This window comes from Alteromonas sp. McT4-15 (assembly GCF_020515205.1).
Taxonomy (GTDB): domain Bacteria; phylum Pseudomonadota; class Gammaproteobacteria; order Enterobacterales; family Alteromonadaceae; genus Alteromonas.
In genome coordinates this window covers 197,813-221,678 of sequence record NZ_JAJALG010000002.1, presented here as the reverse complement: position 1 = coordinate 221,678, position 23,866 = coordinate 197,813, and the positions used below count along the sequence as shown (strand labels likewise).

Below are 23,866 nucleotides of genomic sequence, written 5' to 3'. Positions count from 1 at the left end.
CGTTAAATTGACTTTTGATTGACGCGCTTGCTCACTTCTTCTGCGCTTTCAACACGCTCTGAATAGCGATCAACGAGAAAGGTTTTGTTGTCGCGAGTAAGTAGCGTAAATTTAACCAGCTCTTCAACAACATCAACAATGCGGTTGTAATAGGGAGAGGGTTTCATGCGACCATCTTCTTCAAATTCCAAAAATGCTTTGGCTACTGATGATTGGTTGGGAATGGTGAGCATCCGCATCCATCTTCCCAGTATGCGCATTTGATTTACGGCGTTAAATGACTGAGAGCCGCCGCAAACTTGCATAAGGGCAAGTGTTTTTCCTTGAGTGGGACGGATACCGCCTATGCTAAGTGGAACCCAGTCAATCATACTTTTCATTATGCCTGTGATACTGCCGTGACGCTCTGGGGAGCACCATATTTGTCCTTCAGACCACATCATTAACTCACGGAGCTCTTTTACCTTGGGATGATTTTCGTCCTCGGTGTCAGGCTGAGGTAATCCCTTGGGATCAAAAACCTTAGCTTCTGCACCAAAATACGTTAGTAAACGCACCGACTCTTCAACAACAAGGCGACTATAGGAGCGCTCCCTAAGCGAACCATACAATAAGAGAATACGAGGTTTATGCTGAGAAAAAGTGCTCGCGAAATCCGTCATTTGTGGCGTGCGCATTTCTTCCATCGATAAATTGGCTGACGGTGCAGTGGTGTCTGTTGCCATTTATTGTGCTCCTAAGGTAATTAGTGCTTCTTTTAGTGCATCGGTAGGCAGTGACTGCTCTGCTAATTCGGTTAAGCTTTTTACGCGCTGCTCAATGATGTTCATCGTTTGATGAAATGCCGCAGCTTTGTCTTCTTCACTTCCCTCCAGCTTTGACGGATCTTCTAATCCCCAATGCACTTTTAATGACTTTCCAAAATAAACAGGGCAAGATTCACCTGCCGCAGAATCGCAAACAGTAACAACAAGATCCGGTGCATAATCCTCAAACTCATCCCATGACTGACTTTTCAGACCATCTGTTCGATAGCCGCGTTCAGCCAAGTATTTTAACGAAAGCGGATGAACCTCTCCTACAGGTTGACTGCCCGCACTGCGCGCTTCAAGTGCACTTGGGGCTGCATTAGTGATAGCTTCACATAAGATGCTTCTACAACGGTTGTGAGTACAAACATATAAGATCTTCATTTTTTCTCTCAAATTAGTAGGTTAAGTGCTTAGCAGTTGTCACCACACAGGTTGTTAATAGCCTCTTCAATATAACTAAGGTTGTGCGTAGCGGTTTGTTCAATAATCTCGCGTGCCCAAACGGGGAGGTTGGGGTGAAGTCGGTAGTAAACCCACTTACCTCTACGTGTATCTTGTACGAGTTCACACTTTCTTAAGTCTGCAAGATGACGAGATATTTTGGGTTGGCTGATGTTCAGAGCATCGGTAAAGTCGCAAACGCAAAGTTCTTCTTTTTGACTCAGCATAAGCAGTGTTTTTAGTCGGGTCTCTTCTGCTAAACACTTGAAAAAAGACAGCGGAGACAAGGTACAATCCGACATAAATTTCTCATATATGAATTTTCGTATGTGATAAATCGTATATGAAATTTCATATGTGTCAATTCATATCTGTATTTCATATGTGTTTAAATGCTCATGCCAACATCGCCTCAAGAGCTTTTTATGACGTGGCAAGGCGTCAGAACCTCGAGCGTGTTGACCCATTGCTGTAATAATGTACCGCAATACTCAACACGTTCTGGCATTGCTGATACCGTAAAAATCGTTAATACTGGTCATTAACCTGATTTAAAAAAATAACAAGAAGTGACGTGTCTATGAATATTCGCAGCAAACTCATCACCGCTTTTCTGGTTGCCGTTACCGTACCCATTATCGCATTGGTTATTACAACCACGGTGCAAACATTTACCCAGTCGCGTGATTATTTTATCAATAGTGCTACGCAAGAAATTCATCAGATAGACAATGCTTTTGAGCTGTTCTTCGAGGGGATGAAAGAACATGTGCGTTATATGGCCAGCGATGAGCGATTACTTGCTGCGTCACAGACTTCTATTACCAACTACATTGGTAGACGAGCTGATATGACGCCCCTGCAAAACGGTGTAATTGAGAGCAGTATTTTTAAATTTCACGGTCAATTTAGAGACAAGCACCCTAACTTACTTAATGTCTACATGGGGACTGAGACAGGTGGGTTTATTCAATACCCGCCTGAAACGATGGAAAACTATGACCCGCGTAAAAGGCCGTGGTATCAACAAGCACAAGCAGCCCCAGGAGAAGCTGTTATAACGTCGCCATATCAGGGGATTTCGGGTGGGCCAATGATTTCCATTGCCACTACAATAAAAGGAACAAGCGGTAACACCATAGGGGTTCAATCTATTGATGTCACCCTAGATACGCTAACGAAGCTCGTCAATGGCGTTAAATTAGGAGAAACTGGCTATGTCATACTTGTCGACCAAAATGGCGTAGTGCTCGCAGACCCGCGTAATAAAGCGAACAACTTCAAAAATATCAAAGAGCTTGGCGGCAGCCCACTTTACAAAGCATTAATGACTGAACGAGACAGCCATTTTACGGTAGATGGCGAAGATGGTGATCTTACCGTTACTACCTACCGCTCACCGGCGTTGAACTGGCAGTTTGTGGGCGTTATTGAAAGCGCAGATATTGAAGCGCCCGCATGGAGTATTGTTTCCACAATGATGGTGGTACTGGTGGTTATGATCATTATTTGTAGTGTTCTAGGTGTTGTAATGGCTAATCGCATCGTTGCGCCAATTCACCGTATAAGCCGAAGTTTGCGTGCGATATCTGAAGGGAGAGGCGATCTGACACAGCGCCTAGAAGTACGTGGTAAAGATGAAATTAGTGATCTTGCGAATTACTTTAATGCTTTCTTAGATTCTATTCGCGATTTGATAACCGAAATAAAGCAACAGTCTGAACATTTATACTCAGCGTCTAACAATTTCACGACGATGGCGTCGTCACTACAGCAAGCTAGTGATAAGCAAGAGCGCTCAATAGAACAAGCCGCCACAGCCTCCAATGAGATGGCCGCTGCGGCACAAGAAGTGGCACAAAGCTGCATTTCTACGCAAGAAGCTACAGAGCAAACAGATAAAGCGAGCCATAGTGGTTTATCTATAATTCGCGAGACAGTGGCACAAGTCGAAATGTTGAAAACGCTGACACAGGACTCCTCTGAAGCGACCAAAGAGCTCGCCAGTGAAAGCGATAACATTAATCAAATTCTAAATGTGATTAGAAGTATCGCTGAACAAACTAACTTGTTAGCGCTAAACGCGGCGATAGAATCAGCCCGAGCGGGTGAACAGGGGCGTGGGTTTGCCGTGGTCGCCGATGAAGTGCGCTCATTAGCTCAACGGTCTTATGGTGCTACCGAAGAAATTGATGGCATGTTAACTAAACTCATTGAGAGAACACAGTTTGTGTCAGGGAAAATGGCTACTGGTTTAGAACAGTCGGAACAAGCGACTGACCAATCCAGCCAGGCACGTGCTACGTTTGAGCAAATAGGTCGGTTGGTGCAGCAGATAATGGATCAAATCACACAGATTGCCAGTGCTGCTGAAGAGCAATATCAGGTATCAGAAGAAATTAGCCGAACAATATCAGGTATGCAAAGCTCAACCACCGATGTCAGTCATGCGTCAAAAGGGCTATCGAGTAATGCCGATAACTTATTGTCTCTTTCAAAAAGCCTTAATGAGTTGGTCGGACAATTTAAAGTGTAGAACAGTGAAGATGTTTCGATATGGTGCCCCTTGTACTACCGAGGGCACCTTCGTTTTTAGGTCAGGTCAGCCTTCGATTGGGGCTGGGTCAAATGACATCGCAACGCGTGTGTTGTTTACGCTATTATAGTAATTAACCACATCTGACATAAATGCGTGCCACGTCGGATTAGGGTGCCACACTTTCATCAAGTCAGCTTTGGCTTGCGCTTCATTTTCGCCTAACACGGCAACACGATAAAGGTAAGTAAAAGACGCTCCCCGCCAATTGAGCTTACAATGCGTGAGCACTTTGCCATCAGATTGTTTTACTCGGTCCATATAGGCAGCGTAATTTAAAAAGTTAGCTACGCTTGGCGCTTCCCAGTCTACGGGCACATTAAAATAATCAAGATCTAATGAGGTGGTATAGTGAATCTCATCAGCTCTGTCTCCCGGAATAAGGTCGATGATGTGACTGACGCCTTCTTGTTTAAGCAACGCTAAATGGGTTTTGGTAGGTAACCCTGACGAGAGCATAAAGCTATTATTGTGCTGAAGGTTAGTGAGTGAGCCAAGACTTTGTGCGTCTTCATTTTCCGTTGTTTGAGCGTGATCGTGGTTGTGTGAATGACTTAACTCTAGCGCAGAAACGTGACAGTGAAATAGTGCACTTGCAAAGCAAAGAGTAATGGTAAACGCAGGCAGTGCAGACACACTTTTATTTTTTTTTAGTTTCATTGTATATGGCCTTCAGGTGAACTGCTTTGCATCAGTATAGCGTTACTTTTTGTTATTTCGCCACAGGTTGACGAAAATTACGTACGCTTTTCACGAGTGGTTTGCAGTTCACATCAGTGCCGTCAATTCATACGCCATCGTTCACTATGCGTTTTTTTAATGTGCGTTGGCGAGGCTTGTACTTACAGCTTAGCCAAAGCGAAAATGGAACACCGATAAGACTTGGCAGCACCCAACTTGCTATTTGCAAACTCGGAATCCCTTCAAACAAGGTTCTGCCGCCAAAGGCAAAGAAGGCGGTATAAGCACCAATACCTGAACCAATAATGTGTCCAATATGTTCAACAACCCATTTACCTGCAGGCACTTCTTTTTGTAGTGTATAGCGAACAATGCCAATGGCATTGAGTAACGCTATAGGCGCAAAAATGCAGGTAAGGGTAATATTGTATTTAATGCCTTGATAAAGCGCGATAGAGGCTACTGCAAATAGAAGAATGGGTAGCCACAAGTACGCTGGCGTTCGCATTTCAGCAATATTGCTTTTTACCTCAAGCACTCGCTGGGCATGACGAACATTGTTCCAAACCAGCAAACTCAACATCAGCAGGAAAATATACTGCCCTTTTAGGTAGGCGACAAAATAGGCCACTGATTCAAAGTGCGCAGGCATTGAAGGGTAGATGGCCAATGGCATGAGCAAAACAATAGTAGAACTCACTACTCCACTGATTGAAGTAAACAGCATGGCTTGCACGTAGTAGTGCCCAAATTTTCGATGTTGTGGACCTCCTTTACGCGTCAAGCAGGGGATCCAAAACAAAAACAGTGAAAGTGCACCTGAAAAAATGTGAAAGTAAACCAGTGTACTGTGTATGGTTTGCATAATGGTGGCTCCAATAACCAAAATTGATGTCACACAGTGTGTTTAATTTGCTGTTTTCAAGTAAGTGCCAAAAGTCATTAGATAAAAAGTGACTTTTGGCCTATGTGTTTAAATGCTATTTCTGCAACAATGTGCGCAATTACCTCGATGTAGCGGTACCTAAATGGAATTATCGTCAACCTTAAAATCATGGCTGGTTAACAACGTAGAGCGGCTGTCGGCATGTTTAACCTGGTTATTTGTAAGTGTGTCGGCGCTTTACTTTCTGACCATGCAACTTACATTTTGGCATTGGCGACCTATCGCCGCACTTGCCTTATTTATTTCGATTGCCATCTGCTTTGTGTTGGTTACTCGCCATGACGAGTCTTTACCTCGTTGGCGATATTTTCTGCTGTGGGCCATGTATGCACTGTCGGTAGCGAGCCAACTGTTATTACCTTACGCTTATATCGCCATTTTTGTGGTGATTTGGTCTGCGGTGCTTCCCTACTATTTATCATGGGGCAAGTGCCTAGTGCTTTGTATTCCATTGGCATTGCCTACGGTTTTTATTCAAGAAGTCGTTTGGAAGGAAAATCAAGCATTGCTCACTGGCGCTTTGTTCTGGACGTTTAATTTGTTCGCAATGATGATGTCGAATACCGCCATTAAGGAAACTGCCGCGCGAGAAGAAGCCGATGCGCTCAATAGACAGTTGATCAGTACACAGCACTTAATGAAACAAGCGATTACACAAGATGAACGCTTGCGCATTGCGCGTAATATTCATGATGTGGTGGGACATCACCTTACTGCTTTGACCATCAATTTACAGGTAGCGTCTCGCAAAAGTAAATTAGCTGGAAATGATGAGGTAAAGGCGCAAGTTGACCAGTGCCATGCTATTGCAAAGCTATTGTTGTCAGATGTGCGAGAGGCGGTATCGGACATTAGGGAGAATGCAGCCATCGATTTCAACGGCGCTCTACAGTCACTTATTAGTGACTTGCCACGGCCACAAGTGCAGTTAGACATTCAGCCTGATTTTATACTTAGCAATGTGAAGATAGCAGATGCCTTGCTGCGCATTATTCAGGAAGGATTAACGAATGTGATACGGCATACTCAATCCCATAGATTCAACATCGCACTTAGTAAACACGACAACGTATATATACTTGTCATGCAAGATGTGCAGCTGAATGTAGAGAAGCCTATTACACAAGGCAATGGTTTAATTGGAATGAGAGAGCGCGTTAGTGCATTGGGGGGGGAGTTACAGACAGGTTTCAATGCACAAGGGTTTTATATTTGCGCTACATTGGTGGAGGCAGAATGAGCACAAGGGTTTTACTGGTCGAAGATCAGATGTTAGTTCGACAGGGTATAAAGTCACTTCTTGCTCTTGATGAAAGCGTCAATGTAGTGGGTGAATGTGAAGATGGCAGTCAGTTAATTGATACGTTGAACCGCATCAACTGTGATGTGATTTTAATGGATATTCGCATGCCAAAAATGTCGGGCATTGAAGCGCTAAACGCATTGAGCGCGAATGCTATTACTATCCCTGTGTTAATGTTGACGACATTTGATGACCACACTTTGGTGAGCGGTGCGATAAGCGCAGGCGCAAAAGGTTACTTACTGAAAGATGTGTCTCTTGAAACATTGGTTGACGGTATAAAGGCCGTAGAGCGAGGCGAGACTCTAATACAGCCTGCAGTCACTGAAAAAGTACTAAAAGGCTTGCAAGGGCTTGATGTTACTTTCGAGTCGTTTGAGACGCCTGAAACATTAACCACCAAAGAGCTTGAAATATTGCGCTTAGTCGCGGCGGGATACAGCAATAAAGAAATCGCTGATACTATCTTCAAATCTACTGGCACAGTGAAAAACCAAGTATCTGCCATTATGGCTAAATTAGGCGTTCGTGATCGAACGCGGGCGGTGTTAAAAGCGCTTGAGTTGGGATGGATTTAGCATAGTGAAGCAAAAAGGCTCGTTTGATACGAGCCTTTTTAGTGTGGCGTATTTCTTTATCGGGCTGAGGGCTATTTATCCATGTGTACTACGGAGCGAATGCTTTCACCTTTATGCATTAAATCAAACGCATCGTTGATATCGTCAAGACCCATGGTGTGAGTGATAAATTCTTGCAACCCAAAATCGCCGTTTAAGTATTGCTCTACAATACCCGGTAGTTGAGAGCGGCCTTTCACTCCGCCAAATGCGCTACCACGCCATACTCGACCTGTGACTAACTGAAAGGGACGAGTTGAGATTTCTTGACCAGCGCCTGCCACACCAATAATGACAGATTCTCCCCATCCCTTGTGACAGCATTCAAGGGCTGAGCGCATAACATTGACATTACCGATACATTCGAATGAAAAGTCCACACCACCGTCAGTCATTTCTACGATAACGTCTTGAATAGGTTTGTCGTAATTTTTCGGATTAACGACATCAGTGGCACCAAGCTGCTTAGCGAGATCAAATTTGCTTTCATTGATATCAATACCAATAATGCGACCTGCACCCGCCATACGCGCGCCGATAATAGCGGATAGACCAATACCCCCTAAGCCGAAGATGGCCACGGTATCGCCTTCTTGTACTTTCGCCGTGTTCAACACTGCACCCATGCCCGTCGTGACACCACAGCCCAGTAAACATACCTCTTCGAGAGGAGCGGCTTTATTGACCTTAGCCAATGAAATTTCTGGTAGTACCGTGTACTCAGAAAATGTAGAGCACCCCATGTAATGATAGATTGGCTCACCATCCTTAGAGAAGCGGCTAGTACCATCTGGCATTAAACCTTTGCCTTGCGTTGCGCGCACAGCCTGACAGAGATTGGTTTTACCTGATTTGCAAAACTTACATTCGCCACACTCTGCGGTGTAAAGTGGAATAACGTGATCGCCAACCTCAACACTGGTAACACCTTCACCCACCATTTCGACAATACCACCACCTTCATGCCCTAAAATAGAGGGGAAAACGCCTTCAGGATCATCACCAGATAGGGTAAAAGCGTCAGTGTGACAAACACCGGTAGCGACGATGCGAACCAACACTTCGCCTTTTTTAGGTAGTTCCACATCCACTTCTTCCATTTTAAGTGGCTCCCCAGGCGCCCACGCGACAGCGGCTTTCGCTTTAATATGAGTTTGGCCCGGTTGCAATGAATCTTTAAACGTCGTCATGAAATGACTCCTTGATTACAAATATAAGTGTTTTGATATGAAGCCAAGTATAGGAGAGCGTTTGTGATAGATAAATACAGATTTAGTAAATCACTATTGCATATTTGTAATAGTTGGGAGGGGATTCTATTATATAAGCCCTACGCGCTGTATTTACCGTTTCACTGTGAGGTAGTAAGCCTATGAAAATATTAGAGGGGGTATCAGAGTTTTGCGCCGTGGCAAATGTGGGTAACTTCACTGGTGCGGCGACGAAATTAGATACTTCAGTGGCACAAGTAAGCAGAAAAGTAGCGACGTTAGAGAGGCAGTTAGGTGTAAAACTGTTACAGCGTACTACCCGAAGCGTATCGCTAACAGAGGCCGGGACTTTGTACTTTGAGCAAGCTTATCCTGCATTGCAATCGCTAGAAAATGCTCAGCTTGCGGTAAGTGCGCTGCAGCAATCGCCTCAGGGGTTAATAAAGATGACAGCGCCGGTAGCCTTTGGTGAGGCTTACATTGCTCCACTGCTCAATACCTTTATGAAACAATATTCAGGCATAAGCGTGCACTGCACATTTACGAATGAAAAATTAGATATTGTTGAGCAAGGGTTGGACCTTGCTATTCGAATTGGCAAGCTGGAAGACTCTACTTTAGTGGCCAAAAAGTTAGCTACCCGTCACCTTTATGTGTGTGCGAGTCCATCTTATTTTGAGCAAAGTGCTAGGCCTCAGACGCTCGATGAATTAAAACAGCACGATTTGCTGGTAGGGTCTCAGGCTTACTGGCGATTTGTTATTAATGGCAATGCAACCTCTTTACCTGTGCAGGGAAGAGTGCGCTATAACAGTGGTAATGCACTTCGCAGCGCAGCGCTTGACGGCTTAGGGATTGCCCAACTACCCGGCTTCTATGTGCGCCATGATTTAGAATGTGGAAATTTAGAAGAGGTATTACCAGAGCACAAAGATAAGCAGGAAGCGATTTGGGCCGTGTTTCCTTCAAACCGCAATGTCGCGCCAAAAATACGATTACTCATTGATTTTCTTGCACAAAACATTGTAGATGATAATTGACAAAATACTGCTGAAACGGGCTTTGTACCCAAATTCGAAATGTTGGTTAGTTAATGTTTCACTTTATGCAATACAGTGTGGTGAAAACTGCGGTTGACAGATAGACGTCTATACGGCAAATTGCTTGTATGAAAAAGATTCTACGCACCACCACCACAATGATGTTGATTACCACCTTAAATAGGGCGGTCGGTGACTAGTGCAAGTAAGCAAAAGACAACGAAAGCCCGCCTAACACAGAGCGGGCTTTTTTTTACACATGTTTTAGCATGCGAAACCTTAAGGAGCAGCATATGAAAGTCTTAAAGTTTGGGGGTTCTTCTCTAGCCGATGCACCGCGATACATGCGCGTGATGGAAATTAGCACGGCAACCCACCAAACCGACGGTGCTGCGGTTGTACTCTCTGCCCCAAAAGGGGTGACGAATGCGCTTTCATTACTTTGTGAACAAGCAGCCGCTGGTGAAGATTTTAAACCGCTATTCAACAAACTCAACGACACTGTAACCAGCATTGCCAACAATCTAGACAACGCACTAGACGGGTTCGCTCATGCACAGGTTATTGATTTTATCGATAGTCACTTGTCGGTATTGCACCAGCACCTAGAAGGCATTTCTTTGCTTGGTGTGGCACCTGATAATGTGGCAGCGGGCATTCTAAGCATCGGTGAATATATTTCTGTAACCCTGTTTAGCGCGATGCTGTCAGCAAAGGGTATTGCCAATCGCATCATAGACCCTGTTAAGTACGTACTGGCTGACGGCGAGTACCTAGACAGTATTGCTGATGTAGCGCTGAGTAAAGCACGTTTTTCAGATGTGCCTGCCGATGGTAGCGAGCTATTGGTGATGCCAGGGTTTGTTGCTGCAAATGAAAAAGGTGAAAAGGTAACACTTGGGCGAAATGGTTCAGATTATTCTGCTGCTATTCTTGCGGCGTGTATTGACGCAAGTTGCTGTGAGATTTGGACAGACGTAGACGGTGTTTATAACGCCGATCCGAACCAAGTTGAAGGCGCTGTGTTACTTGATAAGCTGACGTATCAAGAAGCCATGGAATTGTCTTATTTCGGTGCAAAAGTACTTCATCCCAAAACGATTGGTCCCATTGCGCAGCACCATATCCCGTGCCTTATTCGCAATACATTAAATCCTGCTGCGCCCGGTACTCTGATCAGCAACGAGAAGAGCGAGAAGTGGACGTCAGTAAAAGGTATATCGCAGCTTGACAACGTAACCATGTTTAACGTCGCTGGCCCCGGCCTTAAAGGCATGGTTGGTATGGCAAGTCGTGTATTTGAAGTTATGTCAAACGCTAATATTTCGATTAGCCTTATCACGCAGTCGTCGTCAGAATATTCCATCAGTTTTTGTATTCAGAGCAAAGACGCTAATCGCGCTTTAACATTGCTTGAAGATGCCTTTGCCCTTGAGCTACAAAATCAACTGCTTGACCCCATTGAAGTGCGTCATGACCTTGCTATTGTTACGCTAGTGGGTGACGGCATGCGTCAAACTAAAGGGTTGGCAGCGCGTTTCTTTAACTCACTTGCACAAGCTCGAGTGAATAACGTAGCGATCGCGCAGGGCTCTTCTGAGCGCTCTATCTCGACAGTAATTGAAAGTAAGCGAGCAAAGAAAGCCGTTAAGGTTATCCACCAGAATTTTTTCTCTGACCGCCATACCATTGACGTATTCCTAGTAGGGTGTGGCAATGTAGGGACAGAACTACTAGGTCAAATTGCTAAGCAGCAGCCTGAATTGCTAAAACGCAATGTGCAATTGCGCGTTTATGGCATCGCGAATAGCCGTAAATTACTGCTTAACAGTCAAGGTATAGATTTAAGCGGCGATTGGAAAGCTGCTCTTGACTCAGCCAGCGAAGGGCTCAGTGTTGAGCGGTTACACCAGTTTGCAAACGACAATAGTTTGGTTAATCCTGTTATTGTTGATTGTACCAGCCACGATGTTATCGCTCAGCAATATGTCGACATGATGGAAAGCGGCTTTCACGTTGTTACGCCGAACAAAAAGGCCAACACAAGTGAGATGGCGTACTACCGCAAACTTCGCAAAACGGCGCAATCTACAAACCGCCAGTATTTGTATGAAACCACAGTAGGTGCTGGGTTGCCGGTAATCGATAACTTACAGAAACTCTTTAGTGCAGGTGATGTACTGCATCGTTTTGAGGGTATCTTGTCAGGTAGTTTGTCGTATGTCTTCGGTAAGCTTGAAGAAGGAATGAGCTTATCTCAAGCCACGCAAACGGCTAAAGATAATGGCTTTACTGAGCCCGATCCGCGCGATGACTTAAGCGGCATGGATGTAGCCAGAAAACTACTTATTATGGCGCGTGAAGCTGACTTAGGATTAGAGTTATCGGACATCGAGATTGAGTCTGTGTTGCCCGACGGTTTCGCTGAAGATTGTTCAATTGATGAATTCATGCAGCAGTTGCCGCAGCTTGATGCAGATTTTGCGGAAAAAGTAGCAAAAGCGAAAGCCGAAGGGAAAGTGCTGCGTTACATTGGCAGCATTGAAGATGGTAAATGCAAAGTAAGTATTCAAGCCGTTCCTGCATCTAATCCGTTGTCTCAAGTGAAAGACGGTGAAAATGCACTGGCGATTAACAGTGATTATTACAATCCAATTCCTTATGTTATTCGCGGGTATGGTGCAGGTGGCACGGTAACAGCTGCGGGTGTCTTTGCTGACATTCTTCGCACAATGCCATGGAAGCAAATGGCGCATTAAGCGCATGAAAAGTAGTAAGGTAGTAGGTAGAACGTAATGAAAGCACTTAAGGCCTATGCGCCAGCCTCAATAGGTAATGTCAGTTTAGGGTTTGACGTACTTGGCGCAGCCCTTGCGCCAGTAGACGGCACTAAACTGGGTGATGAAGTGGAGATTAAAGCGGCTGAGGTATTCTCACTTAACGTGACGGGGCCATTTGCGCACAAACTCCCCGGTGATGCTGACAGCAATATTGTGACTAAGTGCTACCACTACTTTTGCGAGCAGATGGAAAAGGCGGGTAATCCTACAAAGTCTGTGGCGTTAACGCTTTACAAAAATTTACCGATAGGCAGTGGGCTTGGTTCAAGTGCAAGTTCAATTGTGGCTGCCTTTGTTGCGTTAAATGCCTACTTCGATTATCCATTTGATAAAGACACGTTACTTACCTTGATGGGGGAGCTTGAGGGCCAAATCAGTGGTAGCGTGCACTATGACAACGTAGCACCTTGTTATTTGGGCGGTATGACGTTAATGACAGGCGCACAAAGCCCTGTCACCTTGTCGCTTCCGTTAAATGACCAGTGGTATTACGCTATTTGTTATTCAGGGATTAGTGTATCGACTGCGGCTGCCCGAGATATATTGCCAAAACACCTTGATATGGCGACTGCATTAACGTTTGGGCGACAGCTTGGTGTATTTGTACACGCGCTACATGCTGGTGATTTCGCCCTTGCGGCATCGGTGATGAAAGATGTTATTGCCGAACCGTATCGCAAGTCATTGTTACCCGGTTTTGATGATGCTCGCGCATTCAGCGAGAGTGTGGGTGCACTGGCGTTTGGTATTTCGGGATCTGGCCCAACTGTCTTCGCAGTATGTCCAAGCAAAGCGCAGGCAGAAAAGGTTGCGGCGTATTTAACCGAAAATTATATTCAAAACGAAGATGGTTTTAGCCATGTGTGCCAAATTCCCCAACAGGGCACAACAGTGTCACAGCAGTAGATGCGCATAAAAACAAAAGTTTGAAGGCGCTCTGCTAAGGCGCGTCAAACTAATTATTAAAGATTTAAAAGGCCGAGTGATTGTTGTTAAGGCCAAAACAAGAAAGGTACAGCAAGTGGAATTGGTTAATTTAAAAGATTCATCGGACACAGCGAGTTTTGCACAAGCCGTTAAGCGTGGTTTAGGAAAGCACCAAGGTCTGTATTTTCCAGAGCACATCCCCACACTTGAGAACATTGACGCCTTATTAGAGAAGCCGTTTGTAGAGCGCAGTATTGAAGTACTGAGAGCGTTAATTGGCGACGAGCTAGACAATGGTGAGTTGGAAGCGATTGTTGAAACCGCGTTTGCATTTGGTGCGCCAGTCGAGCAAGTGAACGACAATGTATATTCGTTAGAGTTATTCCACGGCCCTACGCTTGCGTTTAAAGATTTTGGTGGTCGTTTTATGGCGCAGACCCTTTCACGCATCAGTGAAGGTAAACCGATTACTATTTTAACGGCAACCTCTGGTGATACTGGCGCAGCCGTTGCTCATGCTTTCCACGGTATCGATAATATCAACGTGGTCATCTTGTTCCCGAAAGGCAAGATTAGCGCGTTACAAGAAAAGTTATTTACGACATTGGGTGGCAACATCCATACCGTCGCCATAGAGTCAGACTTTGATGCCTGTCAGGCACTGGTAAAAACCGCATTCGATGATCCGGACGTAAGGGAAGGGCTGCATTTAAACTCGGCAAACTCAATCAACATTAGCCGACTACTTGCCCAAGTATGCTATTACTTTGAAGCCTTCAGTCAGCTGCCTAAGGACAAGCGCGATCAGCTAGTGGTTTCTGTACCAAGCGGTAACTTTGGGAACTTAACCGCAGGTATGATTGCGAAAGCGCTAGGTCTTCCCATTAAGCGTTTTATTGCAGCTACTAACCTTAACGATACTGTACCGCGCTATTTGAAAACCGGTGAGTGGGCGCCGAAAACGACTGTTGCCACTATGTCAAACGCTATGGACGTGAGTCAGCCAAACAACTGGCCACGTATTGAAGCGCTAATCGAGCGCGGCTATATCGACAAGGCATGCCTGAAAGGTGAAATGGTTGATGAAGAGTATACGCAGCTAGCTATGCGCCAGCTTGCACAGCAAGGCTATACCAGTGAGCCCCATGCGGCTATTGCCTATCGTGCAGTCAGTCACGACTTAGAAGAAGGCGAAATTGGCCTATTCCTAGGGACAGCGCACCCGGCGAAGTTCAGAGAGACTGTTGAGAATGTTCTTGGCAACCCCATTAGTTTACCGAAAGCGCTGGCTGATGTTGCTGGTGAAGACAGCTTGGCAGTGGACCTTCCTGCGTCTTACGATGCACTAAAACAGCATATGATGGATTTGCTCAAGGCATGAGTACATGGGACAACGCGCTTGCTGATGAAAAACAGCAAGCGTACTTCATTGAGCTTCTTTCTCGTATTCGCAGTGAACGAGACGCGGGAAAAACCATTTACCCCCCTGAAAGCGATGTGTTTAACGCCCTTATATTAACGCCGCTTGATAACGTGAAAGTGGTTATTCTAGGGCAAGACCCATACCACGGCCCAAATCAAGCTCACGGCTTAGCCTTTTCGGTGTTGCCCGGTGTCAAAACGCCGCCTTCTTTGGTGAATATGTATAAAGAGTTGGCTACGGATATTGATGGCTTTGCTATTCCAGAGCATGGCACGCTGACTTCATGGGCGCAGCAAGGTGTGCTGTTACTTAATAGCGTACTTACTGTGGAACAAGGGCAGGCTAACAGTCATGCCAAATGGGGCTGGGAGCGTTTTACTGATAAAGTGATCAGCACCGTTAACGAACATTGTGAAAACGTGGTGTTTTTGTTGTGGGGCAGTCATGCACAAAAAAAAGGGAAACATATTAATCGTGACAAGCATCACGTCTTAAGTGGTCCACACCCGTCTCCACTATCAGCATACCGCGGCTTTTTTGGTTGTGCGCACTTTAGCCAAGCGAATACGTATCTTACGTCTAAAGGGCAAACGCCTGTCGACTGGCAAGTGTAATTGGGTGCCAGTAAGACTGGTGGCGAGTATATCTGGAACGTTGTTACATGGGTAACGTACGACGGTAACAAAACGCCAGTTTCACAACAAAGCACATAAAGCGCAATCGCGCATAAATAATCATACGCGGTTGCGAATTACCCCTTAGAAAGTGAAAAGGCCGCCTGAATGTTCAGGCGGCCTTTTTGTTATCTTTCCAGTGTTTCCAACTCGTACTCGAAACCACAATCTAGTTCGGCGAGTTCTTTTTCTAACTTGTAGCGATCTTGCAGCGCTTCGATTTCTCTCCACTTACGTTTTTTGCTTTTGGTTTTTGCTGGGCTTGCTTCGATGTCTAACATGGCAAATAGATCTGATTTATCCACTGGGATCTCCTTTTTATACCACTACAACTAATACAGAGCGTTATTATTTTTCCCTCTGTACAATTTTGTATCACAGCCGCCACTAAAATAAAATAGTTTAATTTACCTTTTATTAACAAATTGTGACGTTATGATGACACAGGCAAGGATTCGTTAGATATGTTTAAAGCGTGAACAAATTGGCTATCTAATTGATACTATTTGTGTTTTTAGTAGTCAATTTAGCGCAGCAATGTATGTTGATTTTATCTGTCGTAACATGCTCAATTTACATTGCTATAAAAAAACGGCCACCTTCTATTTATATAAAAGATGACCGCTCGGTTTGTTTTTTGCACCAAATGGGCAAGCTTAGCTTACCTCGGTTTCCTTATTTTGGTGCATTCGCTGCTCTGAATTTAGCAATCAGTTGCTGGGTTGATGCATCGAAGATTTCTTTGTCTGCTTCACCCTGAATGCCTGCAAGTACTTGGTTTCCTAGTACTTTACCTAATTCTACGCCCCATTGGTCAAAAGAGTTTAGGTTCCAGATAACACCCTGAACGAATACCTTATGCTCATACATTGCAACCAACGCGCCAAGAATTTTAGGCGTTAAGCTTTCAAACAAAATCGTGTTGCTAGGTTTATTGCCCGGCATCGTCTTGTGCGCCGCTAAACGCTTACGCTCAGCATCATCTAAGCCCTTACCGTCTAAATCGGCGTAGCATTCTTCAAAGGTCTTACCTTGCATTAATGCTTGCGTTTGACCAAAACAATTCGACGCCAGCATGGCATGGTGCGTGTCGTCTTGATTAGGTACGTTAAGCGGAAGCATGAAGTCAGCAGGAATAACGCCAGAGCCTTGGTGAATAAGCTGGTGGAAGCTGTGCTGGCCATTTGTGCCCTCACTGCCCCAAATGATTGGACCGGTGGGGTAATCAACGCTTTCGCCTTCTTGCGTTACTTCTTTTCCGTTACTTTCCATATCCAACTGTTGCACATAGGCAGGAAGGCCGCGCAAGTAGTGATAATAAGGTAAAAGTACATGAGATTGCGCATCAAAAAAGTTGCGATACCATACGCCTAGTAACGCCAGTAATACTGGCATGTTTTGCTCAAGTGGCGCTGTGGTAAAGTGCGTATCCATGTCAAACGCACCCTCAAGCAAACCTTTAAAGTTCTCAAAGCCCAACGCCAGTGAAATAGGGAGGCCAATAGCCGACCAAAGAGAGTAGCGACCACCAACCCAATCCCACATAGGGAAAATGTTATCAGCGCTAATGCCGAACTCAGTCGCCGCTTTCACATTTGACGATACCGCAACAAAATGCTTTGCAATATCCGCTTGAGTTCCGCCCGATTTCAAGAACCAATCTTTTGCCGTTAGTGTGTTTTGAAGTGTCTCTTGAGTAGAAAAAGACTTTGAAGACATTACTACAAGGGTTTCTTCAAAATCGACGCTTGAGAGTACATCGTGGATATGACAGCCATCAACGTTAGCAACAAAATGCACCTTTACTGCGTCTACAGTATGTGGCTTAAGTGCCTCTGTCATAATTTTGGGGCCCAAGAATGAACCGCCAATACCAATAGCAACAATGTGCTTAATCGGCTTACCCGTATAGCCTTTGTGTTCACCACTGTGAACTGACGCTGTAAACGCTTCTATTTTCTCAAGTGTAGCGTGTACTTCAGGCATAACATCTTTGCCATCCACCATTACCTTGCGGTCAGAGAAATTACGCAAGGCGGTATGCAGCACAGCGCGACCTTCGGTCGAGTTGATTTGCTCACCCGCAAACATTGCATCGCGAAGCCCCTCAACGTTACACGCACGTGCTAGGTCGAAAAGACCATTTAATGCTTCTGAAGAAACGCGGTTTTTGGAATAGTCCAAAAAGATGCCGCAGGCTTCAAGTTGCATGCTAGATGCGCGGTTTGGGTCGTTTTCAAACCAGTCACGCATATGCGCTTGCTTTACCAATTCTGCAAGCTCGCTTAGTTTTTTAAATTCTGGAAGTGACGTTAAAACACTCATTGTTTTACCTTTTCCTTAAGCGCTAAGTTTCTCACGAAGCATAGTTTCAAGCTTATCTTGGTCTGCTGCGAAGTTGCGAATACCTTCAGATAACTTCTCAGTTGCCATGGCATCTTGGTTCATTTCCCAACGGAACTGGCTCTCTGTTAAGCGCGCACCAGGCGTTTTGGTTGCACCATTGTCTTTAAGTTTCACTTCAAGCTCACCAGACTCGTTGGCTAGTTCTTCAAGCAAGGCTGGGCTAATTGTAAGGCGATCGCAACCTGCTAATGCCTGAATTTCACCGATATTTCTGAAACTTGCGCCCATTACGACAGTCTTGTAACCGTGCTCTTTGTAGTAGTTGTAAATTTTCGTTACTGATACTACGCCAGGATCTTCAGCAGGAGCATATGACTCAGTGCCTGTGGCCTTTTTGTACCAGTCAAGAATACGACCCACGAAAGGAGAGATAAGGTAAACGCCAGCTTCAGCACAGGCTTGTGCTTGAGCAAAGCTAAATAGTAGCGTTAGATTGCACTGAATGCCTTTCTTCTCTAGCTCTTCAGCAGCTTGAATACCTTCCCACGTAGATGCAATCTTGATAAGAATGCGTGACTTGTCGATACCTGCGTCTTCGTAAAGCTGAACTAGGCGCTCGGCTTTTTCAATGGTTGCAGCTTTATCGAATGAAAGGCGGGCATCTACTTCTGTCGAAATACGACCAGGGATAGTACCAGAGATTTCTTTACCAATAGCAACCGCAAGCTTGTCTGCCGCGTCGGTAAGCTGCTGGTCAGCGTCATTTGATTGAAGCTTTGCCCATGCAACCGCATCATCAATTAAGCTGGCATACTGAGGCAGGCTAGCCGCTTTTAACAGCAACGATGGGTTAGTAGTGGCATCTACTGGCTGGTATTTTTTTATCGCGTCGATATCGCCCGTGTCGGCAACTACAGTAGTAATATCACGTAATGAAGCTAGCTGATTGCTCATAGTTCTCTCTGTTCTTTATTTCAGTATTCTACATTTTGCTATTTAGAGCTGTGCGCTCTAACAGCGTTGGATAGCTCGCTTTTGTAGCAGGCTTTAATTGTTGGTTTCGCTAATGCGTTGTAGGGTCTAGCGGTTTGATTGGATCAAACATTCAAGGAATACACTATTTATACCAAACCCACTAAATATATGGAATGGGATTTGGCTAACATTTGGATAAAATAGCCGCTAATCGGATTTCTCTGTTAAGCCAATTTGAGTCTTTCTTATGCCATTTTACGGTTTCTTGCGTATCAAGTGGTACAATGGCGTTGTAGTTGATTGAAGGAGTTGAAATGTTAGTTGTAGTGTCCCCAGCAAAAAATCTCGATTTTGAAAGCGAAATTCCGGTAAGTACATTTACGCAACCTAGTATGCTTGAAGACACCGAGCGTCTAATGAAAGTATGCAGAACCTTGTCGCCGGCCGATTTATCATCGCTGATGAAAATAAGTGACAAACTTGCCACGCTTAACGCTAATCGATTTGCTGAGTTTTCAACGCCGTTTACCAAAGATAACGCACGACAGGCGATGTATGCGTTTAACGGCGATGTTTATACCGGACTTGATGCCTACACCTTAGATGACAAGACAGTGGATTATGCGCAAGATCATTTGCGGATACTATCGGGACTTTACGGACTTCTACGCCCGCTGGATTTAATGCAAGCTTATCGACTTGAAATGGGAACTAAGCTGGCGAATTCAGAAGGAAAAGACTTATATGCATTTTGGGGCGAGCGCATTACTGAGGTCCTTAATGATGCCCTTAGTGCACAGGGTGATAATGTCTTAATTAACCTCGCTTCAAACGAATACTTTAAAGCTGTTAAGAAAAAACAGCTTGATGGTATGGTTATTACACCGCATTTTAAAGATTACAAAAACGGCCAGTACAAAATCATTAGCTTTTTCGCCAAAAAAGCACGCGGCTTAATGGCGCGATACATTATGGAAAACCGTGTTACTGATGTTGAAGGATTAAAAGCTTTTGATGTCGATGGCTATCAATATAGCGAAGAACAAAGCTCATCGACTGAGTTGGTGTTCTTGCGAAATCAGGAAGCGTAAGCGCAACGGCAACTCACAGTATAGGAAAATGTGGCGAACTCACTAGGTTCGCCACCTACGCTCACTATATTTTAAACCCTCTGTTCCCATAACGCTTGGCAAATCGCTCGAGACTCAATCCGTTGCAGGCCACGTTTTCGATTTTTCCGTCAAATAGTTCTTTTTTCACTTTCTCATATGCTGCATTTGACTTCGCAGCAGCAATGCAAAGCTGTGTCTCACGACTACTTACGTTTTCTTCAAATGTATAAACAACAACTGGCGTACCTGACGTATCATCGCGATACTCTTTAGCAAATTCCTTTAAGGTCATGCCATTACAAGTAAACATGTCTAAATCCTGTTTCGAGAAACCAAACTCTTTTGCCTTCGCCTCTACCATCTCATCGGAACTCGCAGCTGCAATACACATGGCTGTTAAATTAGAGTTGTCCCCGCTTACCAAGTCAACGGCATGCGCATTAAACGTACCTAACAACAGTGCGATGATTACTGTGGAAATTTTCTTCATATGCTTTCCCAATAGTGTAGTTTGTATTAATTTTTTGCCGTCAGAACATACGGCTATTTTAAAATTTAGTCTGTAATGGGAATAAGGCAAATTACCAATAAAAACCAATGATAAAAGTGGATTCGTTGGCAGTACGATGAGTTTTTGCGAATTGAGTACACATGAAAGAAGATAGGAGCGACAGGTGCTTCACTGGTCGTTTTCAGTCAGCGCTAAGTAATCTGTTAACGTCTTTCCTTTTTCATCGCGAAAACGCTCTGCGGTGACGCTAAATTGAGAGATCCGATCTAACCGGAAGTTTCTAAAGGCTTGGCGAATCTCACACCATCCAGCAAGCAACCAAATAGGGCTAAAAGAGATCAACGCCAGTGGTCTAATCGTGCGCTCAGTTTTTTGCTCTTTAAGATCTAAATAGCAAAACGTGACAAACTGCTTTCGGCGAATGCACTCTCTGACTTCGGTGAAGTTAACTTCCCATGGGATCTTATAGCGACTAGGCGCTGAAAACGTACTTATTTGAGTAAGTTCGTGGATCATCCCTTCAGTGAGCGTCGCTTGTATTTTTTGATAGGCACTTTTGGCTTTTTGCGCAAAGGCATCGTCTGTCCAGTTACTTACCATCCCAATGCCTAGTGCAATTGCCTCAATTTCGTCGGCATCGAACATAATGGGGGGCAAGTGATATTTTTTGTCAATGAGATACCCCACACCCGCCTCACCTGAAATGGGAATGCCTGAGTCCACCAAGTCTTGAATATCACGGTAAATCGTGCGTTCACTTACTTCAAATAGGTCCGCGAGTTTTTGGGCGGTAGTCGCGTGATGCATTCGCCTTAAGTGATGCACAATTTCATTGAGTCGCTCTGCCTTTCGCATAACTCATATCCGTTTTGTCGTTAAACCTGATAATAAGAAAACACTACTGACACTTACTGTCAGTAGTCAATGAATATGATGAATTCGTGTTTAAAACAGCAAGGAGATAAAAATGATTGGCTATGTATTAGTAGGCACAAATAACTTGGCGCAGGCTGGCAGCTTTTACGATGCGCTATTAGGCACTATTGGCGCAGAGCGCTTTATGGAGCAAGAGAACTATTTTATCGCTTGGGCGCGTCAGCCGGGTGAAGTTTCTTTTGGGGTTACCATTCCTTTTAACAAGGAAACGGCAACCGTTGGCAATGGTAATATGGTTGCTATTGCCCTTGAAAACCCAGAACAGGTTAATGCGTTTTATGAAAAGGCGCTGGCCCTTGGTGGAACATGTGAGGGGGCACCGGGATTTCGACCAGAAAGCGCCGATAAAGGGTTTTATGCCGGATATTTTCGTGATCTTGACGGCAACAAGCTTAATGCGTTTTGTATGGTTTAGCGTAAATCGTCACCTCAACAACTGGCAGAATTGATGAATAATCTGCCATACCAATATAGCAAAAGGGTACACACTCATCGAGTGAAGTACCCTTTTATCGTTATAACTATATCACGCCTGATTTTGCTCTTTAGATTTAATAATTCTGTTGACTTTAAGGTGTTCTATATATAGAACGTTCTTTATATGGAACGGTTTATGTCAGAGCATCTTAGGACTTCCTACATTGAATCAATCGACGTTAAACACCCTAGGCAGGCATTTACAAAAGCTTAGACAAGAAAAAGGCATGTCTTTGTCTCAACTTGCTGCAGGGGCAGGCATTGCTAAGTCTAATTTATCAAGACTAGAGCAAGGAAACGGTAACCCAACACTGGACACAATTTGGCGTTTAGCCAAACAACTGGACGTACCCTTTGGCGAATTGGTGCAACCGTTGAGTGCAAGCGTGGGTGAGAAAGGCGTAGAAGTGCGCTTGATAGAACAGGGGAAAGGGACGCCCAACGTTGACGCTTATTGGATGTCTATTGCACCTAACACTGTGAGAGAGGCCGAAGCTCACGCCACAGGCACGCAAGAAACAATCGTACTGGTGAGTGGGGCATTAGAAGCAGGAAATACAGGGCGTACGCAGCACTTAAAGCCGGGTGACAGTGTAGTTTTCAATGCCGACTTACCCCATGTCTACAAAACGCAAGATACATGGGCGACGTGCCTAATAACGATTGTGTATCACAAGGAGGAAAAAGCATGAATGCGCCGACACAGAAAGGAGGATGGAAGCAAGGCGTTTTAGATGGTCTTCCGCTGCTAGGAGGTTATATACCTGTCGCTATTTCTTTTGGTGTTATTGCGGTTCAAGCAGGCTTCTCAACCCTAGAAGCCACCCTGATCTCAGTGTTCATTTACGCTGGGGCTTCACAATTTTTACTCGTCGCTATGGTGGCATCGGGCTCGCCATTGTGGCTAGCTGTTTGTATGACATTGTTGGTCAATGTGCGTCACGTTGTTTATGCGCCTAATTTAGTGCCTTACTTACCACCAAGTCGAGCATGGCCTTACTTAATGCACGGTTTAACCGACCAGATATTTGCACTCGCCCACACCCGTCTACCTACAATGAAAGACACAGAAAAAGTGGGATGGTTTAAAGGCGTTTCATTAGTAGCGTGGTTAAGTTGGATAGTGGGCACGACGGTTGGAGCAATCGCTGGCGATACACTAACACAAAAATGGCCCGTGCTAGATAGCGTGATGCCGTTTGCGCTACCGGCTTTATTTCTTGTGTTACTGGCCCCTAAATTTTCAAATAAACGATGGGGAACAGCGCTGCTTGTGACTATTACCGTGGCGCTAGTTATCGCGCAAAGTGCCTTTAAAAATGCTGCAATACCATTAGCCGCAATGGCTGGCGCACTCGCGTTCTATCTTCTTTCAACATATGCCCAAAGGAATCACACTCATGCAAACTGATATTTGGGTGGCTATTGTTGTGGCGGCGATAGGCACATATGGATTGCGCGTGGCACCACTTATCTGGACGCAGCGGCATTTCAATAAACACAAGGCCAACAATACACAAGCGCATTTGCCAATATGGTTAAGTGTTTTGGGGCCGTTAATGATAGCTGCCATGCTAGGCGCATCGTTAATACCGAAAGTGCCCTCTGAAGCAAGTTGGGTCGCAACGGTTGTTGGTACGCTAGTAACCACATTAGTCTGGCGAAAGTTTAAAACGCTAGGCCTCCCTGTTTTTTGTGGTGTACTGGCCTTTGGTTTAACGCTCGTATTGCTCGCATGACACTTGTAGCAAATCATGCCATGGTAAAATTACGCACGTGTTTGCAGTGCTTCACAGTTGTGTAAAATTTTCACCTTGTCTTACTTAATTTCTGCGTAGTACGTGTTTTAGTCTCATTCGCACTACTTTATTGAGCGGCAATTATCTCTGTAATCCACAACTGGCAAGAGATAGTGTTAGAGATTATTGTCGGCAAAGCATTTGCATCATCATATCTTCAAAATTGAACCAATCTGGTTAGTTTAAAACTTAAGGATAG

General features: G+C 44.7%; 24 protein-coding genes. 13 read left to right on the top strand and 11 right to left on the bottom strand.

Annotated features, from left to right (window positions below; all coding sequences use genetic code 11):
- Positions 1-2 precede the first annotated feature (2 nt).
- From arsH to LHL20_RS02800, 3 genes are read right to left on the bottom strand one after another with little or no spacing between them, the layout of a single operon-like run.
- On the bottom strand, positions 3-686 hold the full coding sequence (gene arsH, locus LHL20_RS02810; RefSeq protein ID WP_226432241.1) for an arsenical resistance protein ArsH: 684 nt from the start codon (positions 684-686) through the stop codon (positions 3-5).
- 39 nt (positions 687-725) lie between these two features.
- Entirely contained in the window at positions 726-1,193 is a 468-nt protein-coding gene (locus tag LHL20_RS02805; protein ID WP_226432172.1) for an arsenate reductase ArsC, read from the bottom strand.
- A 29-nt stretch (positions 1,194-1,222) separates the two neighbouring features.
- Positions 1,223-1,555 carry a metalloregulator ArsR/SmtB family transcription factor gene (locus LHL20_RS02800; RefSeq protein ID WP_226432171.1) on the bottom strand — a complete coding sequence of 111 codons (333 nt, stop codon included), beginning with the start codon at positions 1,553-1,555 and terminating at the stop codon, positions 1,223-1,225.
- 278 nt (positions 1,556-1,833) lie between these two features.
- Here LHL20_RS02800 and LHL20_RS02795 point away from each other — a divergent pair, with 278 nt between their 5' ends.
- The gene (locus LHL20_RS02795) at positions 1,834-3,789 is read left to right on the top strand and encodes a methyl-accepting chemotaxis protein (RefSeq protein WP_226432170.1); all 1,956 of its coding nucleotides are present in this window, start codon (positions 1,834-1,836) and stop codon (positions 3,787-3,789) included.
- 66 nt (positions 3,790-3,855) lie between these two features.
- On the opposite strand, the gene LHL20_RS02790 is transcribed toward LHL20_RS02795, so the two are convergent.
- Together LHL20_RS02790 and LHL20_RS02785 are read right to left on the bottom strand one after the other, a co-directional pair.
- Complete coding sequence (locus LHL20_RS02790) at positions 3,856-4,509, bottom strand: protein tyrosine phosphatase family protein (protein WP_226432169.1); 654 nt, start codon at positions 4,507-4,509, stop codon at positions 3,856-3,858.
- 127 nt (positions 4,510-4,636) lie between these two features.
- Complete coding sequence (locus tag LHL20_RS02785; protein ID WP_159626694.1) at positions 4,637-5,395, bottom strand: hypothetical protein; 759 nt, start codon at positions 5,393-5,395, stop codon at positions 4,637-4,639.
- 163 nt (positions 5,396-5,558) lie between these two features.
- On the opposite strand from LHL20_RS02785, the gene LHL20_RS02780 reads away from it, so the two are divergent.
- Entirely contained in the window at positions 5,559-6,716 is a 1,158-nt protein-coding gene (locus tag LHL20_RS02780) for an ATP-binding protein (RefSeq protein WP_226432168.1), read from the top strand.
- Positions 6,713-7,357, top strand: coding sequence for a response regulator transcription factor (locus LHL20_RS02775; RefSeq protein WP_226432167.1), 645 nt, complete (start codon positions 6,713-6,715; stop codon positions 7,355-7,357). Before LHL20_RS02780 ends, LHL20_RS02775 begins: the two co-directional genes overlap by 4 nt.
- 71 nt (positions 7,358-7,428) lie before the next feature.
- Here LHL20_RS02775 and LHL20_RS02770 read toward each other — a convergent pair whose 3' ends face one another.
- Positions 7,429-8,586, bottom strand: coding sequence for an S-(hydroxymethyl)glutathione dehydrogenase/class III alcohol dehydrogenase (locus tag LHL20_RS02770; protein ID WP_226432166.1), 1,158 nt, complete (start codon positions 8,584-8,586; stop codon positions 7,429-7,431).
- Between the two features lie 182 nt (positions 8,587-8,768).
- On the opposite strand from LHL20_RS02770, the gene LHL20_RS02765 reads away from it, so the two are divergent.
- The 5 genes from LHL20_RS02765 (at position 8,769) to ung (ending at position 15,451) form a co-directional block, all read left to right on the top strand.
- Positions 8,769-9,647: a LysR substrate-binding domain-containing protein gene (locus tag LHL20_RS02765; RefSeq protein WP_159626702.1), complete on the top strand. Its 879-nt coding sequence runs from the start codon at positions 8,769-8,771 to the stop codon at positions 9,645-9,647.
- Between the two features lie 293 nt (positions 9,648-9,940).
- Positions 9,941-12,406, top strand: a complete 2,466-nt coding sequence (gene thrA, locus LHL20_RS02760) for a bifunctional aspartate kinase/homoserine dehydrogenase I (protein ID WP_226432165.1) — start codon at positions 9,941-9,943, stop codon at positions 12,404-12,406.
- A 36-nt stretch (positions 12,407-12,442) separates the two neighbouring features.
- Entirely contained in the window at positions 12,443-13,393 is a 951-nt protein-coding gene (gene thrB / locus LHL20_RS02755) for a homoserine kinase (RefSeq protein WP_226432164.1), read from the top strand.
- A gap of 115 nt (positions 13,394-13,508) precedes the next feature.
- Entirely contained in the window at positions 13,509-14,795 is a 1,287-nt protein-coding gene (thrC, locus tag LHL20_RS02750) for a threonine synthase (RefSeq protein ID WP_226432163.1), read from the top strand.
- Positions 14,792-15,451, top strand: coding sequence for a uracil-DNA glycosylase (gene ung / locus LHL20_RS02745; RefSeq protein ID WP_226432162.1), 660 nt, complete (start codon positions 14,792-14,794; stop codon positions 15,449-15,451). Before thrC ends, ung begins: the two co-directional genes overlap by 4 nt.
- A gap of 188 nt (positions 15,452-15,639) precedes the next feature.
- On the opposite strand, the gene LHL20_RS02740 is transcribed toward ung, so the two are convergent.
- The 3 genes from LHL20_RS02740 to tal all read right to left on the bottom strand — a co-directional run bounded on the left by LHL20_RS02740 (position 15,640) and on the right by tal (position 18,811).
- On the bottom strand, positions 15,640-15,816 hold the full coding sequence (locus LHL20_RS02740) for a DUF3545 family protein (protein WP_012519516.1): 177 nt from the start codon (positions 15,814-15,816) through the stop codon (positions 15,640-15,642).
- A 370-nt stretch (positions 15,817-16,186) separates the two neighbouring features.
- Positions 16,187-17,836 (bottom strand): glucose-6-phosphate isomerase, encoded by a 1,650-nt coding sequence (gene pgi, locus LHL20_RS02735; protein WP_226432161.1) that lies wholly within the window; start codon positions 17,834-17,836, stop codon positions 16,187-16,189.
- A gap of 15 nt (positions 17,837-17,851) precedes the next feature.
- On the bottom strand, positions 17,852-18,811 hold the full coding sequence (gene tal, locus LHL20_RS02730) for a transaldolase (RefSeq protein WP_226432160.1): 960 nt from the start codon (positions 18,809-18,811) through the stop codon (positions 17,852-17,854).
- Positions 18,812-19,146: 335 nt separating this feature from the next.
- Here tal and yaaA point away from each other — a divergent pair, with 335 nt between their 5' ends.
- Complete coding sequence (gene yaaA, locus LHL20_RS02725) at positions 19,147-19,923, top strand: peroxide stress protein YaaA (protein ID WP_226432159.1); 777 nt, start codon at positions 19,147-19,149, stop codon at positions 19,921-19,923.
- A gap of 64 nt (positions 19,924-19,987) precedes the next feature.
- Here yaaA and LHL20_RS02720 read toward each other — a convergent pair whose 3' ends face one another.
- The gene (locus LHL20_RS02720) at positions 19,988-20,434 is read right to left on the bottom strand and encodes a hypothetical protein (protein WP_226432158.1); all 447 of its coding nucleotides are present in this window, start codon (positions 20,432-20,434) and stop codon (positions 19,988-19,990) included.
- Positions 20,435-20,623: 189 nt separating this feature from the next.
- Positions 20,624-21,310: a helix-turn-helix transcriptional regulator gene (locus LHL20_RS02715; protein WP_226432157.1), complete on the bottom strand. Its 687-nt coding sequence runs from the start codon at positions 21,308-21,310 to the stop codon at positions 20,624-20,626.
- Between the two features lie 112 nt (positions 21,311-21,422).
- Here LHL20_RS02715 and LHL20_RS02710 point away from each other — a divergent pair, with 112 nt between their 5' ends.
- The 4 genes from LHL20_RS02710 (at position 21,423) to LHL20_RS02695 (ending at position 23,607) form a co-directional block, all read left to right on the top strand.
- Positions 21,423-21,806 (top strand): VOC family protein, encoded by a 384-nt coding sequence (locus LHL20_RS02710; RefSeq protein ID WP_226432156.1) that lies wholly within the window; start codon positions 21,423-21,425, stop codon positions 21,804-21,806.
- A gap of 226 nt (positions 21,807-22,032) precedes the next feature.
- Positions 22,033-22,560 (top strand): helix-turn-helix domain-containing protein, encoded by a 528-nt coding sequence (locus tag LHL20_RS02705; protein WP_226432155.1) that lies wholly within the window; start codon positions 22,033-22,035, stop codon positions 22,558-22,560.
- Positions 22,557-23,279: an AzlC family ABC transporter permease gene (locus LHL20_RS02700; protein ID WP_159626726.1), complete on the top strand. Its 723-nt coding sequence runs from the start codon at positions 22,557-22,559 to the stop codon at positions 23,277-23,279. Before LHL20_RS02705 ends, LHL20_RS02700 begins: the two co-directional genes overlap by 4 nt.
- Positions 23,269-23,607 (top strand): AzlD domain-containing protein, encoded by a 339-nt coding sequence (locus tag LHL20_RS02695; RefSeq protein ID WP_226432154.1) that lies wholly within the window; start codon positions 23,269-23,271, stop codon positions 23,605-23,607. Before LHL20_RS02700 ends, LHL20_RS02695 begins: the two co-directional genes overlap by 11 nt.
- Positions 23,608-23,866 lie beyond the last annotated feature (259 nt).

Excerpts from the sequence above, each read along its gene's own strand:
- arsH (WP_226432241.1), bottom strand. The coding sequence starts at position 686 with ATGGAAGAAATGCGCACGCCACAAATGACGGATTTCGCGAGCACTTTT.
- LHL20_RS02805 (WP_226432172.1), bottom strand. The coding sequence starts at position 1,193 with ATGAAGATCTTATATGTTTGTACTCACAACCGTTGTAGAAGCATCTTA.
- LHL20_RS02800 (WP_226432171.1), bottom strand. The coding sequence starts at position 1,555 with ATGTCGGATTGTACCTTGTCTCCGCTGTCTTTTTTCAAGTGTTTAGCA.
- LHL20_RS02795 (WP_226432170.1), top strand. The coding sequence starts at position 1,834 with ATGAATATTCGCAGCAAACTCATCACCGCTTTTCTGGTTGCCGTTACC.
- LHL20_RS02790 (WP_226432169.1), bottom strand. The coding sequence starts at position 4,509 with ATGAAACTAAAAAAAAATAAAAGTGTGTCTGCACTGCCTGCGTTTACC.
- LHL20_RS02785 (WP_159626694.1), bottom strand. The coding sequence starts at position 5,395 with ATGCAAACCATACACAGTACACTGGTTTACTTTCACATTTTTTCAGGT.
- LHL20_RS02780 (WP_226432168.1), top strand. The coding sequence starts at position 5,559 with ATGGAATTATCGTCAACCTTAAAATCATGGCTGGTTAACAACGTAGAG.
- LHL20_RS02775 (WP_226432167.1), top strand. The coding sequence starts at position 6,713 with ATGAGCACAAGGGTTTTACTGGTCGAAGATCAGATGTTAGTTCGACAG.
- LHL20_RS02770 (WP_226432166.1), bottom strand. The coding sequence starts at position 8,586 with ATGACGACGTTTAAAGATTCATTGCAACCGGGCCAAACTCATATTAAA.
- LHL20_RS02765 (WP_159626702.1), top strand. The coding sequence starts at position 8,769 with ATGAAAATATTAGAGGGGGTATCAGAGTTTTGCGCCGTGGCAAATGTG.
- thrA (WP_226432165.1), top strand. The coding sequence starts at position 9,941 with ATGAAAGTCTTAAAGTTTGGGGGTTCTTCTCTAGCCGATGCACCGCGA.
- thrB (WP_226432164.1), top strand. The coding sequence starts at position 12,443 with ATGAAAGCACTTAAGGCCTATGCGCCAGCCTCAATAGGTAATGTCAGT.
- ung (WP_226432162.1), top strand. The coding sequence starts at position 14,792 with ATGAGTACATGGGACAACGCGCTTGCTGATGAAAAACAGCAAGCGTAC.
- pgi (WP_226432161.1), bottom strand. The coding sequence starts at position 17,836 with ATGAGTGTTTTAACGTCACTTCCAGAATTTAAAAAACTAAGCGAGCTT.
- tal (WP_226432160.1), bottom strand. The coding sequence starts at position 18,811 with ATGAGCAATCAGCTAGCTTCATTACGTGATATTACTACTGTAGTTGCC.
- yaaA (WP_226432159.1), top strand. The coding sequence starts at position 19,147 with ATGTTAGTTGTAGTGTCCCCAGCAAAAAATCTCGATTTTGAAAGCGAA.
- LHL20_RS02720 (WP_226432158.1), bottom strand. The coding sequence starts at position 20,434 with ATGAAGAAAATTTCCACAGTAATCATCGCACTGTTGTTAGGTACGTTT.
- LHL20_RS02715 (WP_226432157.1), bottom strand. The coding sequence starts at position 21,310 with ATGCGAAAGGCAGAGCGACTCAATGAAATTGTGCATCACTTAAGGCGA.
- LHL20_RS02710 (WP_226432156.1), top strand. The coding sequence starts at position 21,423 with ATGATTGGCTATGTATTAGTAGGCACAAATAACTTGGCGCAGGCTGGC.
- LHL20_RS02700 (WP_159626726.1), top strand. The coding sequence starts at position 22,557 with ATGAATGCGCCGACACAGAAAGGAGGATGGAAGCAAGGCGTTTTAGAT.
- LHL20_RS02695 (WP_226432154.1), top strand. The coding sequence starts at position 23,269 with ATGCAAACTGATATTTGGGTGGCTATTGTTGTGGCGGCGATAGGCACA.